This window comes from Pseudomonas sp. MSSRFD41, from assembly GCF_014230245.1.
Lineage (GTDB): Bacteria > Pseudomonadota > Gammaproteobacteria > Pseudomonadales > Pseudomonadaceae > Aquipseudomonas > Aquipseudomonas piscis.
The window spans coordinates 140694-156886 of record NZ_JACKZK010000001.1; the positions used below are offsets into that span (position 1 = coordinate 140694).

The following is a 16193-nucleotide window of genomic DNA, read 5'->3' on the forward strand; positions in this document are numbered from 1 at the left end:
CAGAGCAATGCAGCAACTCAATCCTTCCGAAATAAGTGAAATTATCAAGGGCCGCATCGAAAAGCTCGATGTGACCTCCCAAGCCCGTAACGAAGGCACTGTCGTCAGCGTTTCTGACGGTATCGTGCGGATTCACGGTCTGGCCGACGTCATGTACGGCGAGATGATCGAGTTTCCGGGCGGCGTCTACGGTATGGCCCTCAACCTCGAGCAAGACTCTGTAGGTGCCGTGGTACTGGGCGCATACACCACTCTGGCCGAAGGCATGAGCGCCAAGTGCACTGGCCGCATCCTCGAAGTTCCAGTGGGTAAGGAACTGCTGGGTCGCGTAGTCGACGCACTGGGTAACCCAGTCGACGGTAAAGGTCCGCTGAACAACACCGAGACCGACGCGGTCGAGAAAGTTGCTCCAGGCGTGATCTGGCGTAAGTCGGTAGACCAGCCTGTACAGACTGGCTACAAGGCCGTTGACGCCATGATCCCAGTCGGCCGTGGCCAGCGTGAGCTGATCATCGGTGACCGCCAGATCGGTAAGACCGCCATGGCGATCGACGCGATCATCAACCAGAAGAACAGCGGTATCTTCTGCGTCTACGTAGCCGTTGGTCAGAAGCAATCGACCATTGCCAACGTGGTTCGCAAGCTGGAAGAAAACGGCGCCCTGGCCAACACCATCATCGTGGCTGCCAGCGCTTCCGAATCGGCTGCCCTGCAGTTCCTGGCTCCGTACTCCGGTTGCACCATGGGCGAATACTTCCGCGACCGTGGTGAAGACGCGCTGATCGTTTATGACGATCTGTCCAAGCAGGCCGTGGCTTATCGCCAGATCTCCCTGCTGCTGCGTCGTCCACCAGGACGTGAAGCCTACCCAGGCGACGTGTTCTATCTCCACTCCCGTCTGCTGGAGCGCGCTTCCCGCGTTTCGGAAGAGTACGTAGAGAAGTTCACCAATGGCGCAGTGACTGGCAAGACCGGTTCCCTGACCGCCCTGCCGATCATCGAAACCCAGGCTGGCGACGTTTCCGCGTTCGTTCCGACCAACGTGATCTCCATCACCGACGGTCAGATCTTCCTGGAATCGGCCATGTTCAACTCGGGCATCCGCCCTGCAGTTAACGCCGGTGTTTCGGTATCCCGTGTAGGTGGTGCCGCTCAGACCAAGATCATCAAGAAGCTGTCCGGTGGTATCCGTACCGCCCTGGCTCAGTACCGTGAACTGGCGGCATTCGCCCAGTTCGCTTCTGACCTGGACGAAGCGACCCGCAAGCAACTTGAACACGGTCAGCGCGTTACCGAGCTGATGAAGCAGAAGCAATACGCGCCAATGTCCATCGCTGACATGTCGCTGTCGCTGTATGCCGCTGAGCGTGGGTTCCTGACTGACGTCGAAATCGCCAAGATCGGTAGCTTCGAACAAGCGCTGATTGCTTACTTCAACCGCGATCACGCCGACCTGATGGCGAAGATCAACGTGAAGGGTGACTTCAATGACGAAATCGACGCTGGCCTCAAAGCCGGTATCGAGAAGTTCAAGGCCACCCAAACCTGGTAAGCCGCAGCGGGAGCCGCAAGGCTCCCGCTTGCTAACCTGATAGGTGTTACATGGCAGGCGCAAAAGAGATTCGCAGTAAGATTGCGAGCATCAAAAGCACGCAAAAAATTACCAGCGCCATGGAAAAAGTGGCGGTCAGCAAAATGCGCAAGGCACAAATGCGCATGGCAGCTAGCCGTCCTTATGCGGAGCGCATCCGCCAGGTTATTGGTCATCTGGCCAACGCCAACCCGGAATATCGTCACCCGTTCATGATCGACCGCGCCATCAAGCGCGTCGGTTATATCGTGGTGAGCAGTGACCGTGGTCTGTGTGGTGGCTTGAACACCAACCTGTTCAAGGCCCTGGTCAAGGACATGGCGGTAAACCGCGAACAAGGCGTCGAGATCGATCTGTGCGTGGTCGGTAGCAAGGGTGCGGCCTTCTTCCGCAACTTCGGCGGTAACGTCGTTGCAGCTATCAGCCACCTGGGTGAAGAGCCGTCGATCAATGACCTGATCGGCAGTGTCAAGGTGATGCTGGATGCTTACCTGGAAGGCCGGATCGACCGCCTGTCCGTGGTATCCAACAAGTTCGTCAACACCATGACCCAGCAGCCGACCGTGGAGCAGTTGATTCCACTGGAGGCAACCCCGGATCAAGAACTCAAGCACCACTGGGACTATCTCTACGAACCGGATGCCAAGGAGCTGCTGGACGGCTTGATGGTCCGTTACGTGGAGTCGCAGGTCTACCAGGCGGTGGTCGAGAACAACGCAGCTGAACAAGCCGCGCGGATGATTGCAATGAAGAACGCCACCGACAACGCCGGTGATTTGATCAGCGATTTGCAGCTGATCTACAACAAGGCGCGTCAGGCTGCGATCACCCAAGAGATCTCGGAAATCGTCGGCGGCGCTGCCGCGGTTTAACGGTTCAAATATTCAGAGGATCCAGCTATGAGTAGCGGACGTATCGTTCAAATCATCGGCGCCGTTATCGACGTGGAATTTCCACGCGACAGCGTACCGAGCATCTACGACGCCTTGAAGGTTCAAGGCGCCGAAACCACTCTGGAAGTTCAGCAGCAGCTGGGCGACGGCGTGGTGCGTACCATTGCGATGGGCTCCACCGAAGGCTTGAAGCGCGGTCTGGACGTCAACAACACTGGCGCAGCCATCTCCGTACCGGTCGGTAAAGCGACCCTGGGCCGGATCATGGACGTACTGGGCAACCCAATCGACGAAGCCGGCCCGATCGGCGAAGAAGAGCGCTGGGGTATCCACCGCGCCGCTCCTTCCTTCGCGGAGCAGGCAGGCGGCAACGACCTGCTGGAAACCGGGATCAAGGTAATCGACCTGGTTTGCCCGTTCGCCAAGGGCGGTAAAGTAGGTCTGTTCGGTGGTGCCGGTGTGGGCAAGACCGTAAACATGATGGAACTGATCCGTAACATCGCCATCGAGCACAGCGGTTATTCCGTGTTCGCCGGTGTGGGTGAGCGTACTCGTGAGGGTAACGACTTCTACCACGAGATGAAGGATTCCAACGTTCTGGACAAGGTTGCCCTGGTCTACGGTCAGATGAACGAGCCACCAGGAAACCGTCTGCGCGTAGCGCTGACCGGCCTGACCATGGCCGAGAAGTTCCGTGACGAAGGTAACGACGTTCTGCTGTTCGTCGACAACATCTACCGTTACACCCTGGCCGGTACCGAAGTATCCGCACTGCTGGGCCGTATGCCTTCGGCAGTAGGTTACCAGCCGACCCTGGCTGAAGAGATGGGCGTGCTGCAAGAGCGCATCACTTCGACCAAGCAAGGTTCGATCACCTCGATCCAAGCGGTATACGTACCGGCGGACGACCTGACCGACCCGTCGCCAGCGACCACCTTCGCCCACTTGGACGCCACCGTCGTTCTGTCCCGTGACATCGCTTCCCTGGGTATCTACCCAGCGGTAGACCCACTGGACTCGACCTCCCGTCAGCTGGACCCGAACGTGATCGGCAACGAGCACTACGAGACCGCTCGCGGCGTTCAGTACGTACTGCAGCGTTACAAAGAGCTGAAGGACATCATCGCGATCCTGGGCATGGACGAGCTGTCGGAAGCCGACAAGCAGTTGGTATCCCGCGCTCGTAAGATCCAGCGCTTCTTGTCGCAGCCGTTCTTCGTGGCTGAAGTCTTCACTGGTTCTCCAGGTAAGTACGTTTCCCTGAAAGACACCATCGCTGGCTTCAAAGGCATCCTCAACGGTGACTACGACCATCTGCCGGAACAAGCGTTCTACATGGTCGGCGGCATCGACGAAGCGATCGAGAAAGCCAAGAAACTGTAATCCCGGCGCCCGGCAACGGGCGCTAATTTAGGTTGAGGCAAGCAGATGGCTATGACAGTCCATTGCGATATCGTCAGCGCGGAAGGGGAAATCTTCTCCGGTCTGGTGGAGATGGTGGTTGCGCACGGTGAACTGGGTGATCTTGGTATCGCTCTGGGTCACGCGCCGCTGATCACCAACCTGAAGCCAGGTCCGATCCGCTTGATCAAGCAGGGCGGGGAAACCGAGGTGTTCTACATCTCCGGTGGTTTCCTCGAGGTTCAGCCGAACATGGTCAAGGTTCTTGCCGACACCGTGCAACGCGCTGCCGACCTGGACGAAGCCTCCGCTCAGGAAGCCGTCAAGGCTGCTGAGAAGGCCCTGAATGAAAAAGGCGCAGATTTCGACTACGGATCTGCCGCTGCACGTCTGGCCGAGGCCGCAGCCCAGCTGCGTACCGTCCAGCAGATCCGCAAGAAGTTCGGCGGCTAAGCCGCAGGCTTTTTGTGTGATTGATTAAAAAGGGTAGCCTCGGCTACCCTTTTTATTTTCCGCATTCTCCCCTCTTGGTCACACTCGCGGACCACCCAGGATTGGTAGCCAGTCATGTCTCTCGAAATCGTTATCCTCGCAGCAGGCCAGGGCACGCGCATGCGTTCGGCACTGCCCAAGGTCCTTCACCCGGTCGCTGGCAACTCCATGCTCGGACATGTTATCCACAGCGCCCGCCAGCTCGATCCACAGCGCATCCACGTGGTGATCGGCCACGGCGCGGATGCGGTGCGCGAGCGCCTGGCCGCCGACGACCTGAATTTCGTGTTGCAGGACAAGCAGCTCGGCACCGGCCATGCAGTGGCCCAGGCCGTGCCCTTCATCCAGGCCGATACCGTGCTGATCCTCTACGGCGATGTACCGCTGATCGAGGTCCAGACCCTGCAGCGCCTGCTCAAGCAGGCCGGCCCCGAGCAACTGGGCCTGCTCACCGTCGAGCTGGACGACCCTACCGGCTACGGGCGAATCGTGCGTGACGCCAATGGCAAGGTTGCGGCCATCGTCGAGCAGAAGGATGCCAACGAAGCCCAGCGCGCCATCACCGAAGGCAATACCGGCATTCTCGCCGTGCCCGGCAAGCGCCTCGGCGATTGGACCAGCCGTCTTTCGAACAACAACGCCCAGGGTGAGTACTACCTGACCGACGTGATCGCCATGGCGGTCAGCGATGGCCTGGTGGTTGCCACCGAGCAGCCCCTGGACGCCATGGAAGTGCAGGGCGCCAACGATCGCAAGCAACTCTCGGAGCTGGAGCGCCACTACCAGCTGCGCGCCGCCCGCCGCCTGATGGCCCAGGGCGTGACCCTGCGCGATCCGGCGCGTTTCGATGTGCGTGGCGAGGTGACGGTCGGGCGCGACGTGCTGATCGATATCAACGTCATCCTCGAAGGCCGGGTGGTCATCGAAGACGACGTGGTGATCGGCCCCAACTGCGTGATCAAGGACAGCACCCTGCGCAAGGGCGTGGTGATCAAGGCCAACAGCCATATCGACGGCGCGGTGATGGGCGAGGGCAGCGATGCCGGCCCGTTCGCCCGCCTGCGGCCCGGCAGTGTGCTGGAGGCTCGTGCCCATGTGGGTAACTTCGTCGAGCTGAAGAACGCCCACCTGGGCCACGGGGCCAAGGCCGGCCACCTGAGCTACCTGGGCGACGCGGTGATCGGCGCGCGTACCAACATCGGTGCCGGCACCATCACCTGCAACTATGACGGGGTGAACAAGCACAAGACGGTGCTGGGCGAAGACGTGTTCATCGGCTCCAACAACTCCCTGGTGGCGCCTGTGGATATCTCTTCCGGGGCCACTACCGCCGCCGGGTCCACCATCACCCAGGATGTCTCGCCAGCGCAACTGGCCGTGGGTCGGGCGCGGCAGAAGAACATCGATGGCTGGAAGCGGCCACAGAAAATCAGCAAGAGCTGAGGTTATCCACAAGCACGGATGACCCATGCAGCATCAACCGGCCCCTGCAGTTGAACAGCAAGGGCCGGTTTTTTATGTGCGCGTGCTTGACGAAGTTTCGATCATGGGTTTTTATTGCCAACGTTATCTTTCGAATCGAAACTTAAATGCTCATATCGAAACGCAACACTCCCCAGCGCCGTCACAACATCCTGGCCTTGCTCAATGAACAAGGCGAGGTGAGCGTGGATGAGTTGGCCAAGCGTTTCGAAACCTCTGAAGTTACGATTCGTAAGGACCTCGCGGCCCTGGAAAGCAATGGCCTGCTGCTGCGCCGTTATGGCGGGGCGATCACCATGCCCCAGGAACTGGTCAGCGACCTCGGCCAGCCGGTATCCCGCCACAAGCAAGCGATTGCCCGGGCGGCGGTACAACGTATTCGTGAACATGCGCGCATCATCATCGACAGCGGCAGCACCACCGCGGCCATGATTCCCGAACTCGGCCAGCAGCCGGGCCTGGTGGTCATGACCAACTCGCTGAACGTGGCCAACGCCCTGAGCGAACTGGAACACGAGCCGGTGCTGTTGATGACCGGCGGCACCTGGGACCCGCACTCCGAGTCCTTCCAGGGCCAGGTGGCCGAGCAGGTCCTGCGCTCCTACGACTTCGATCAACTGTTCATCGGTGCCGATGGCATCGACCTGGCCCGTGGTACCACCACCTTCAACGAATTGCTGGGCCTGAGCCGAGTGATGGCCGAGGTGGCCCGTGAAGTTGTCGTGATGGTCGAATCCGACAAGATCGGCCGCAAGATTCCCAACCTGGAGCTGCCGTGGAGCAGCGTCCATACCCTCATTACCGACGATCGCCTGCCTCTCGAGGTCCGCGACCAGATCCAGGCCCGCGGCATAACTCTGATTTGCGCGGCTGTCAGCTAGGAGAAATACCATGTGTGGAATTGTTGGCGCCGTTGCTGAACGCAATATCACCGCCATTTTGCTGGAAGGCCTCAAGCGCCTCGAATACCGCGGCTACGACAGCGCCGGCGTGGCGGTTTTCACCAATACCGGCAAGCTCGAGCGCATGCGCCGCCCGGGCAAGGTCGCCGAGCTGGAACAAGCCCTGGCTGGCGAGCCGCTGGTGGGCCGCCTGGGCATCGCCCACACCCGTTGGGCCACCCACGGCGCGCCTTGCGAGCGCAATGCCCACCCGCATTTCTCCGGTGATCTGGCGGTGGTGCACAACGGCATCATCGAGAACCACGAAGCCCTGCGCGGACAACTCAAGGCCCAGGGCTACGAATTCACCTCGGACACCGATACCGAAGTCATCGCCCACCTGCTGAACCACAAGCTCAAGGACCTGGGCGACCTGACCGTGGCGCTCAAGGCCACCGTCAAGGAACTGCACGGTGCCTATGGCCTTGCCGTGATCAGCGCCAGCCAGCCGGATCGCCTCGTGGCGGCCCGTAGCGGCAGCCCGCTGGTGATCGGCCTGGGCCTGGGGGAGAACTTCCTGGCGTCCGACCAACTGGCCCTGCGCCAGGTCACCGACCGCTTCATGTACCTGGAAGAAGGCGATATCGCCGAGATCCGCCGCGACAGCGTGCAAATCTGGGACATCGACGGCAAGGCCGTGGAACGCGAGGCGGTGCAGTACCGCGATGGTGCCGAAGCGGCGGATAAGGGCGAATACCGCCACTACATGCTCAAGGAAATCCACGAGCAGCCATCGGTGGTGCAACGCACCCTGGAAGGTCGCCTGAGCAGCAACCAGGTACTGGTCCAGGCCTTCGGTCCCCAGGCCGCCGAGTTGTTCGCCAAGGTGCGCAATGTGCAGATCGTCGCCTGCGGCACCAGTTACCACGCCGGCATGGTCGCCCGTTACTGGCTGGAAGAACTGGCCGGCATCCCCTGCCAGGTGGAAGTGGCCAGCGAGTTCCGCTACCGCAAGGTGGTGGTGCAGCCCGACACCCTGTTCGTGACCATCTCCCAGTCCGGCGAAACCGCCGACACGTTGGCCGCTCTGCGCAATGCCAAGGAGCTGGGCTTCCTCGCCAGCCTGGCGATCTGCAACGTCGGCATCAGCTCGCTGGTGCGTGAATCGGACCTGACCCTGCTGACCCAGGCCGGTCGCGAAATCGGCGTGGCCTCCACCAAGGCCTTCACCACGCAACTGGTGAGCCTGCTGCTGTTGACCCTGTCCCTGGGCCAGGTACGTGGCACCCTGGCAGCCGGCGTCGAAGCCGAGCTGGTGGAAGAGCTGCGGCGCTTGCCGATCCGCCTGGGTGAAGCCCTGGCCATGGACAGCGTGGTGGAGAAGACCGCCGAGCTGTTCGCCGACAAGCACCACACCCTGTTCCTCGGTCGTGGCGCCCAGTACCCGGTAGCGATGGAAGGCTCCCTGAAGCTCAAGGAAATTTCCTATATCCACGCCGAAGCCTACCCGGCCGGTGAGCTCAAGCACGGTCCGCTGGCCCTTGTGGATAACGACATGCCGGTGGTCACCGTGGCGCCGAACAACGAACTGCTGGAGAAGCTCAAGTCCAACCTGCAGGAAGTCCGTGCCCGTGGCGGTGAATTGGTCGTGTTCGCCGACGAGAAGTCGGGCATGACCAACGGTGAGGGCACCCATGTTATCCACATGCCGCATATCCACGACATCCTCTCGCCGATCCTCTACACCATCCCGTTGCAGCTGCTGTCTTACTACGTAGCCGTGCTCAAGGGCACCGACGTCGACCAGCCACGCAACCTGGCCAAGTCGGTGACCGTGGAGTGAGTTATCCACAGTTGGGCACCCGGCTGTAGATAACGGCCACTGCCGCAACCAACAGGGAGCCTGTCCAGGCTCCCTTTTTTGTCCGCGCAACTTTGCCCCCCGCAGGTTTTTTCACTGGGCCCAACGCTTCCACGCCGGTACACAGGCTCACCCGTCGCCGGCCGTTGCCGAAAGACCTGATCGATCAGGATCGACTTGTGTCGAGTTTTCGAAAAAACTACACACCTTCCCCGCAGGTGCCCGGGATTCCATCGGCACGATGTGCAGACCTGGTGCGCCCCCTGACGCCATGGCGGTGGATTATGCTGCTGGCTCGTGGCGCCTGTCGGCTGGGCGCCGCCATTCGAGATAGGCCATGGACAGATTTCAGGAAATGCAGGTGTTCGTCTGTGTCGCCCAGGAGCAGGGGTTCGCTGCCGCGGCGCGGCGCCTGAACCTGTCGGCGGCCAGCGTCACCCGGGCCGTGGCGGCCCTTGAGCAACGCATCGGCACCCAGTTGCTGGTGCGTACCACGCGCAATGTGCACCTGAGCGAAGCCGGGCAACGCTACCTGGAGGATTGCCGGCGCATTCTCGCCGAGGTCCAGGATGCCGAGGCCTCGGCTGCCGGCATTCATGCCCAGCCCCGGGGCCAACTGAGCCTGACTGCGCCGGTGCTGTTCGGCGAACTCTTCGTCACCCCGCTGCTGGTGCGCTACCTGCAACGTTATCCACAGGTCAGCGTCAATGCCCTGTTGGTGGATCGGATGGCCAACATGGTGGACGAGGGCATCGACGTGGCGGTACGCATCGGCGAGTTGCCGGACAGCGGCCAGCACAGTATCCGCGTCGGCCAGGTACGCCGGGTGATCTGCGCCTCTGCGGCATTCCTGGCCAGCCATGGTCGGCCGCAGCACCCCGAAGATCTGCGCCAGGCGCCGGTGATCGCGCCGTCTTCCATTGGCCAGGCGCGCAACTGGCAGTTCAACGTCGCCGGTCGCGCCTTGAGCATCCGCCCCGAGCCTCGCTTGCTGGTGAGCGCCAGCCAGGCCGCCATTACCGCCGCCAGCCTGGGGCTGGGCCTGACCCGGGTGCTGTCCTACCAAGTGGCCGACAAGGTCGCGGCGGGGCAGTTGGAAATCGTCCTCGAGGCCTTCGAGCAGCCTCCCTTGCCCATCCATGTGGTGTACCAGGGCGGGCGCAAGGCGCCGGCGCGGGTGCGCAGCTTCGTCGATTTCGCAGTGCAGGCCCTGCGCGAGCATCCATCGCTCAATCCTTGAGCGAGATTGTTTCACTCAATGAAATGATGGTTTGTGTTTTCTGGTGATTCTGTTGTTTTTGTCCCGGCAGGAAGATAGCCCCTCCAGCGCGGCGCTTCGGCCGTGCACCTGCCCGTGGAGTCGTCCATGTCCCAGCCCGCCATCAAGTTCTACAACTTTCCCCGCTCCGGCCATGCCCACCGCGTCGAACTGATGCTGTCCCTGTTGGAATTGCCGGTCGAAACGATTTTCATCGACCTGGCCAAGGGCGCCCACAAGCAGCCCGAGTTCCTGGCCCTCAACGCCTTTGGCCAGGTGCCGGTCATCGACGACCAAGGCGTGGTGATCGCCGACTCCAACGCGATCCTGGTGTACCTGGCGCAACGCTATGGCGATGGCCGCTGGCTGCCCACCGATCCAGCAGGAGCGGCGCAGGTGCAGCGCTGGCTGTCGGTGGCCGCGGGGCCGATCGCCTTCGGGCCGGCGGCGGCACGCTTGATCACCGTATTCGGCGCGACCTTCAACCCCGAGGAAGTCATCGCCCGCGCCCATGTCCTGCTCAAGGTCATGGATCAGGAACTGGCCGGCAGGCCGTTCCTGGTCGGCCAACAGGCGACCATCGCCGATGTCGCCGGCTACAGCTACATCGCCCACGCGCCGGAGGGCAACGTGTCCCTGGCCGACTACCCCCATGTGCGTGCCTGGCTGGAACGCATCGAAGCCCTGCCGGGTTTCGTTGCCATGCCATCCACGGCGGCGGGCCTGAAAAGCGCCTGAGGCGCCCCGAGGGAGGTTTGCATGAGCACCCAGTCGCCCTGGCACGCCGGTGAACGGCAGTTGCAGGCCCAGGCCGGGGTGGCCGAGCGCATGGAAGCCTTCGGGGCCAAGGTCATCCGCCAGGCCATGCCCGACCAGCATCGGCAGTTCTATCAACAGCTGCCGTTCATCCTGGTGGGCGCGGTGGATGCCGACGGCAGCCCCTGGGCGAGCCTTCTCGAAGGGCCGCCCGGTTTTGCCCGGGCCCCGCAGGACACCCGGCTGCGCCTGGACAGCCTGCCGGCCGCCGATGACCCGTTGCAGCTGCACGAGGGAGCGGCGCTGGGCCTGTTGGGGATCGAGCTGCACACCCGGCGGCGTAACCGTCTCAATGGACAGATCGCCACCCTCGACGCCCAAGGGTTCGAGGTGAGGGTGCGGCAGTCCTTCGGCAACTGCCCGCAGTACATCCAGCTGCGCGAGCTGCAACGGGTGCCGCTGGACGATCCAGCCAGCCGCCCGGCCCAGCATCACCAGGGCCTGGACGATGGCGCGCGGGCGCTGATCGCTGCCGCCGATACCTTTTTCGTCGCCAGCTACGTGGACCTGGAGGGCCAGCGTTCGGTGGATGTGTCCCACCGGGGCGGCCAGGCCGGTTTCGTCCGGGTCGAGGGCGATTGCCTGACCATCCCGGATTTCGCCGGCAACCTGCATTTCAATACCCTGGGCAACCTGCTGCTCAACCCTCGGGCCGGCCTGTTGTTCATCGATTTCCACAGCGGCGAGCTGCTGCAGCTCACCGGGTCCACCCAGATCATCCTCGACGACCCACTGGTCAGTGCCTTCCAGGGGGCCGAGCGGCTGTGGCGGGTCCAGGTGGAGCGCATGGTGCGGCGCCCGGCGGCCTTGTCCCTGCGTGGGCCGTTGCGCGGAGTGTCCCCCAACAGCCTGCTGACCGGCTCCTGGCCCCAGGCCGAGGCGCGCCTGCGGGCCCAGGCCCTGGGCCAGCAATGGCGGCCGCTGCGGGTGGTGCGGATCGAGGATGAAAGCCACAGCATCCGTTCGTTCTACCTGGAACCGGCGGACGGCGCGGGCTTGCCGCCTTTCCTGCCCGGCCAGCACCTGCCGCTGCGGATCGGGCTCGACCCGCAGCCGCTGATCCGCACCTACAGCCTGTCCTGCGCCCCGTCCGATGGGTTCTTGCGCATCAGCGTCAAGCGCGAGGGGCGGGTATCCAGCTACCTGCACGATAAGGTCGAGGTGGGCGACCTGCTGCACGCCAGGGCGCCCCAGGGCCAGTTCAGCATCGAACCCCAAGGGCTGCGACCGCTGGTACTGCTGGCGGCCGGGGTGGGCATCACCCCCTTGCTGTCGATGCTGCGGGAGGTGGTCTACCAAGGCCTGCGCACCCGGCGCATGCGCCCCACCTGGTTGTTCCTGGGCTCGCGCACTCTGGCCGAACAGCCCTTTGCCGAGGAGCTGCGAACCCTCGGCGAGCAAGCCGGGGAGGCGCTGCAGGTACTGCGCCTGCTTAGCCAGCCGGAAGCGACGGCGCAGCCGGGCGTGGCCTTCGATCGGCAGGGGCGGATCGACACCCGGCTAGTGCTGGAACATCTGCCACTGGATGACTACGACGCCGTGGACTTCGTGCTGTGTGGTCCCGGGGCCTTCACCCAGGCGCTGTACGACCAGTTGCGCGACCTGGATATCGACGATCGGCAGATCCATGCCGAAACCTTTGGCCCCTCGACCCTGCGTCGGCGGCCCGATCCCCAGGCCGTGCCGTTGCAGCAGCCGGCAGCGGCCACGAGCACGGTGCCGGTGCGCTTTGCGCGTTCTGGCCTGGTACATCACTGGCAACCTGCCAGCGGCAGCCTGCTGCAACTGGCGGAACGCGCCGGCCTGCACCCGGAATTCAGTTGCCGGGGGGGCTCCTGTGGCACCTGCCAGACCCGCCTGCTCAGTGGCCGGGTCAATTATCCACAGCCCCCCGCGCAGCTGCCGGAAGCCGGGCAAGTGCTGATCTGCTGCGCCGTTCCGGCTGTTGTGGATAACTTATCGACACCCCTGGTGCTGGACCTGTAGAGCGAAGAAAAAAATCCTCCCCCGACGATTGCCGCCAACCCGCCCCCTGCGTAGGCTGACGCGAATTTTCTCGCCGCTGCCGCGGGCTGCGAGTGGCGGTTGCCGGGCCTATCGACCCGGCGATGTTCCAGGGTTTTCAGCGTTAAAGGGAATCAACGATCCATGCTCCACCGGGTTCTGCTCTGTCTTTGTGCCGTGCTCCTTTGCGGGCTGTCGCTCAGCGCCTGCCGCCAGGAGCAGGCGCCCGCGCTGGATCAGCAGCTGTACATCTGGCAACGGCAGTGGACCCCCGCCCACGCTGCGGCCCTGGCAGGATCCCGGGCAGACTTTTCCACAGTCCGGGTGTTGGCCTTGCAGGCTTTTCCACAGGCGGGCTGGAGCCGGGCGCGGATCGATGCCGATGTGCTGCGCCAGGATGGCCGTCGGCTGATCGCGGTGGTTCGCCTCGACGGGCAATTGCCCTCTCTGGATCAGGACGAAATCCTCGCCCAGGTGCAGCAACTGCTGGCCGATTGGCAAGGGCAGGGCCTGGTCCTGGCTGGCCTGGAGATCGATCACGATGCCGCCACCGCGCGGCTACCGGGTTATACCGCGTTGCTGGCGCGCTTGCGGGCCCAGTTACCGGCGCCCCTGGCCCTGAGCATCACCGCGCTTCCGGCCTGGCTTGGCAGCTCTGAACTGCCGAGGCTGTTGGCCCAGGTCGATGGCAGCGTGCTCCAGGTGCATGCAGTGAGCGACCCGCGCAAGGGCCTGTTCGACCCTGGGCAAGCCGAGCAATGGGCCCGAGGCTGGGCGCAGGTCACCGACAAACCCTTCTACCTGGCTCTACCCGCCTATGGCGTGGCCCTGCTGGCAGGTGGCGAGGGCGCGCCGCTGGTGGAGAGCGAGGCGCCCATCGCCCAGCGCGGCGAACGTCGCGAACTGGTGGCCGACCCCGAACAACTGAGTCTGCTGGCCAAGACCCTGCGCAACGACCCGCCAGCGCACCTGGCCGGCTTGATCTGGTTTCGCCTGCCGCTCAAGGGCGATGTCCGGGCCTGGAGCCTGGACACCCTCAAGGCGGTGGCCCGGGGCGAGGTACTGGCCAGCCGGCTGGACATCGGCCTGACTGAGCAGGATGGCTTGTTCGACATACGCTTGAACAACTCGGGCAACCTCGACCGTCCCCTGCCTGAACAACTGTCCCTGGCCGTTGCCCAATGCGACGGATTCGACGGGCTGGGTGGCTATACCGCCCAGTTGCGCGACGGCCAGCTGCTACTGACCCGCCAGCAGGCCGGCCGCCTGGCGGCAGGTGGCACCCGGGCCGTGGGTTGGGCCCGCTGTACGAAAATTGACCAAGGAGCTGTGCATGTTCGTCCCTAGATCTCGCCACCTGTTGTGCCTGAGTCTGTTCCTGCCCCTGGCTCCGGCCCTGGCGTGCGGGCCGACTTTCCCCATGCGCCTGCTGGGAGACCGTCCGCAAACCCTGGCGGAACTGCCCGAAGGCAGCTTCAAGTTCGAGATCAGCCGCCTGGGCCAGGCCGTTGCCGGGCTCAAGCCGGTGGCCAAGGACGCCTTCAATTCCGACTACAGCCTGCCCGAGAGCTACGAGGTGCAGCAGCGCAACTGGGCGGAACGACAGGGACTGGACGAGGCGCAGCGGACCCTGGTCGGCCAGTTGCGCAAGCTCGACGACGGACGCGCCGCCGAGCAGCAGGGCGCCAGCTTGCCGGCCGAGATCCGCCTCTATACCGCCGGTGCGGTGGCTTTCAATGCCGGGGACAGCCAACTGGCCGTTGAGTATTTCCGCAAGGTGCTGGAGCTGCCGACTCAACAGCGCGCATTGCGCAGTACCTGGGCCGCCTATTCCCTGGGCCGGGCCTTGAGGTCCATCCATGAAGAAGCCAACGAACTGGACGAGCAGGGCCGGCGCGAGACCTTGCAGGCGGCGCGCCAGGCGTTCATCCAGGCGCGCCAGCTGAGCATCGACGGCTTCAGCGACCCGCTGGAACTGGGCATCGCCAGCCTCGGCGAAGAGGCCCGGATCCTCAAGGACCAGGGTGACTGGAGCCAGGCCATCGACCTGTATGCCAGCCAGAGCCTGCAGGGTTCGGAGGTCGGCTACAGCTCCCTGAAACAAGTGGTGAACGAGCTGGGCAGCCTGCCGGACGAGCAGTTGCTGGAGCAGCTCAAGAAGCCTGCGGTGGCGCGCCTGCTCACCGCTTCGCTGGTGTCCCACCAGGGCTGGTCCTTTGGCGAAAGACCGGACGCCGAACGCAACCTGATCAAGCTCTTGAGCCAGGGCACCGCCGGCAGTTTCGACAATGCCGACCGGCTGTCGGCACTGAATTACCAGAATGGCGACTTCGCCACCACCAAGCTCTTGCTCGAGCACGCCGGCGAGGGTGGCCTGGCCTGGTGGCTGCGGGCCAAGATGGCCGTGCGCGACGGCGACAAGGTGGCCGCCGCGGCCGCCTACGCCAAGGCCTCCGCGGCCTTCCCCCGGGATGAGAGCTGGGGCTTTCGCGGCGACTACGACGGCAACTACGAAGACCTCAAGCCGGGCTGCCGGGTGGAAGGCGAAAGCGCGGTGCTGGCCCTGGAACGTGGCGACTACGTGCAGGCGTTCGAGTTGCTCTACCGCAGTGGCGAGATCTACTGGCACGACGCGGCGACCGTCGCGGAGCGGGTGCTGACCGTAGATGAGCTCAAGCGTTTCGTCGACGCCCAGGTCCCGGCGCCGCCACCGACGCCCAAGCAGGCGGACGACTACTACGAGCACTTGCCGATCGCCGCGCAGCTGCGCGAGCTGCTGGGGCGACGCCTGCTGCGCGAAGGCCGTTACCAGGAAGGCTGGGGCTATTTCGACAGTCCCGAACGCCAGGCCATCGCCAAGGCCTACGGCGAGTATCGCCAGCGGGCCGAGTCGGCCTGGCTGCCGACGCGCCGTGCCGAGGCCTACTACCAGGCCGGCCAGCTGGCGCGGACCTCGGGCATGGAGATCCTCGGCTACGAGATGGGGCCGGATTACCACAGCCTCTGGGGCAGCTATAGCCTGGAGATCCCACCGGTACAGGCCGGTCCTTTCCTTAGCGCCGACGAAGTGCAGCGCCAGCAGGCCAGTACCGCCGAGCCCGATGTGCGCTACCACTACCGCTACGTAGCCGGGGAGCTGGGCAACCGCGCGGCGGATTACCTGCCGCACACCAGCCAGGCCTTCGCCGCGGTGCTGTGCAAGGCCGCACGCTGGACCCGGGGCTCGGACCTGGAGATCGACTACTACAAGCGCTACGTGGAACACGGGCCGTTCGTGGAGTGGGCCGGCAACTTCGGCATGAACTGCCAGGAGCCGGACTTCGGCAGTGCCAACAAACGCTATGTGACCCAATGGATCGACGCGGTCCGCTCCAGCCTTGGGCAGCACAAGCTGGCCGCCGTCGGTGGCGCGGCGCTCCTGCTGCTGGGCGGCGCCTACCTGATCCGCCGCCGCAAGGCGTAGCCGCCAGACCGGGTTGCGCGGTATGCCTGATGGATCGCGGTGCCTGGTGTT

12 protein-coding genes are annotated in these 16193 nt (G+C 63.8%); all 12 read left to right on the forward strand.

Going from position 1 to position 16193, the window contains the following annotated elements:
* Positions 1-7 precede the first annotated feature (7 nt).
* Positions 8-1552: a F0F1 ATP synthase subunit alpha gene (gene atpA, locus H7A76_RS00705; RefSeq protein WP_185696764.1), complete on the forward strand. Its 1545-nt coding sequence runs from the start codon at positions 8-10 to the stop codon at positions 1550-1552.
* Between the two features lie 50 nt (positions 1553-1602).
* Positions 1603-2463 (forward strand): F0F1 ATP synthase subunit gamma, encoded by an 861-nt coding sequence (atpG, locus tag H7A76_RS00710; protein ID WP_031320767.1) that lies wholly within the window; start codon positions 1603-1605, stop codon positions 2461-2463.
* Positions 2464-2490: 27 nt separating this feature from the next.
* Positions 2491-3867: a F0F1 ATP synthase subunit beta gene (gene atpD, locus H7A76_RS00715; RefSeq protein ID WP_047290153.1), complete on the forward strand. Its 1377-nt coding sequence runs from the start codon at positions 2491-2493 to the stop codon at positions 3865-3867.
* Between the two features lie 45 nt (positions 3868-3912).
* A complete protein-coding gene (locus H7A76_RS00720; RefSeq protein WP_058438442.1) occupies positions 3913-4338 on the forward strand; it encodes a F0F1 ATP synthase subunit epsilon in 426 nt (141 codons plus the stop codon).
* Positions 4339-4452: 114 nt separating this feature from the next.
* Positions 4453-5820 (forward strand): bifunctional UDP-N-acetylglucosamine diphosphorylase/glucosamine-1-phosphate N-acetyltransferase GlmU, encoded by a 1368-nt coding sequence (glmU, locus tag H7A76_RS00725; RefSeq protein WP_185696765.1) that lies wholly within the window; start codon positions 4453-4455, stop codon positions 5818-5820.
* Positions 5821-5966: 146 nt separating this feature from the next.
* Positions 5967-6740, forward strand: a complete 774-nt coding sequence (locus H7A76_RS00730; protein ID WP_185696766.1) for a DeoR/GlpR family DNA-binding transcription regulator — start codon at positions 5967-5969, stop codon at positions 6738-6740.
* Between the two features lie 10 nt (positions 6741-6750).
* Positions 6751-8583: a glutamine--fructose-6-phosphate transaminase (isomerizing) gene (glmS, locus tag H7A76_RS00735; RefSeq protein ID WP_185696767.1), complete on the forward strand. Its 1833-nt coding sequence runs from the start codon at positions 6751-6753 to the stop codon at positions 8581-8583.
* 355 nt (positions 8584-8938) lie between these two features.
* Complete coding sequence (locus H7A76_RS00740) at positions 8939-9841, forward strand: LysR family transcriptional regulator (protein WP_185696768.1); 903 nt, start codon at positions 8939-8941, stop codon at positions 9839-9841.
* A 126-nt stretch (positions 9842-9967) separates the two neighbouring features.
* The gene (locus H7A76_RS00745; RefSeq protein WP_185696769.1) at positions 9968-10597 is read left to right on the forward strand and encodes a glutathione S-transferase family protein; all 630 of its coding nucleotides are present in this window, start codon (positions 9968-9970) and stop codon (positions 10595-10597) included.
* A 21-nt stretch (positions 10598-10618) separates the two neighbouring features.
* Positions 10619-12661, forward strand: coding sequence for a pyridoxamine 5'-phosphate oxidase family protein (locus H7A76_RS00750; protein ID WP_185696770.1), 2043 nt, complete (start codon positions 10619-10621; stop codon positions 12659-12661).
* Between the two features lie 162 nt (positions 12662-12823).
* A complete protein-coding gene (locus H7A76_RS00755; protein WP_185696771.1) occupies positions 12824-14026 on the forward strand; it encodes a DUF3142 domain-containing protein in 1203 nt (400 codons plus the stop codon).
* A complete protein-coding gene (locus H7A76_RS00760; RefSeq protein ID WP_185696772.1) occupies positions 14013-16142 on the forward strand; it encodes a hypothetical protein in 2130 nt (709 codons plus the stop codon). The genes H7A76_RS00755 and H7A76_RS00760 overlap by 14 nt, the downstream gene beginning before the upstream one ends.
* The last annotated feature ends 51 nt before the right edge of the window (positions 16143-16193 follow it).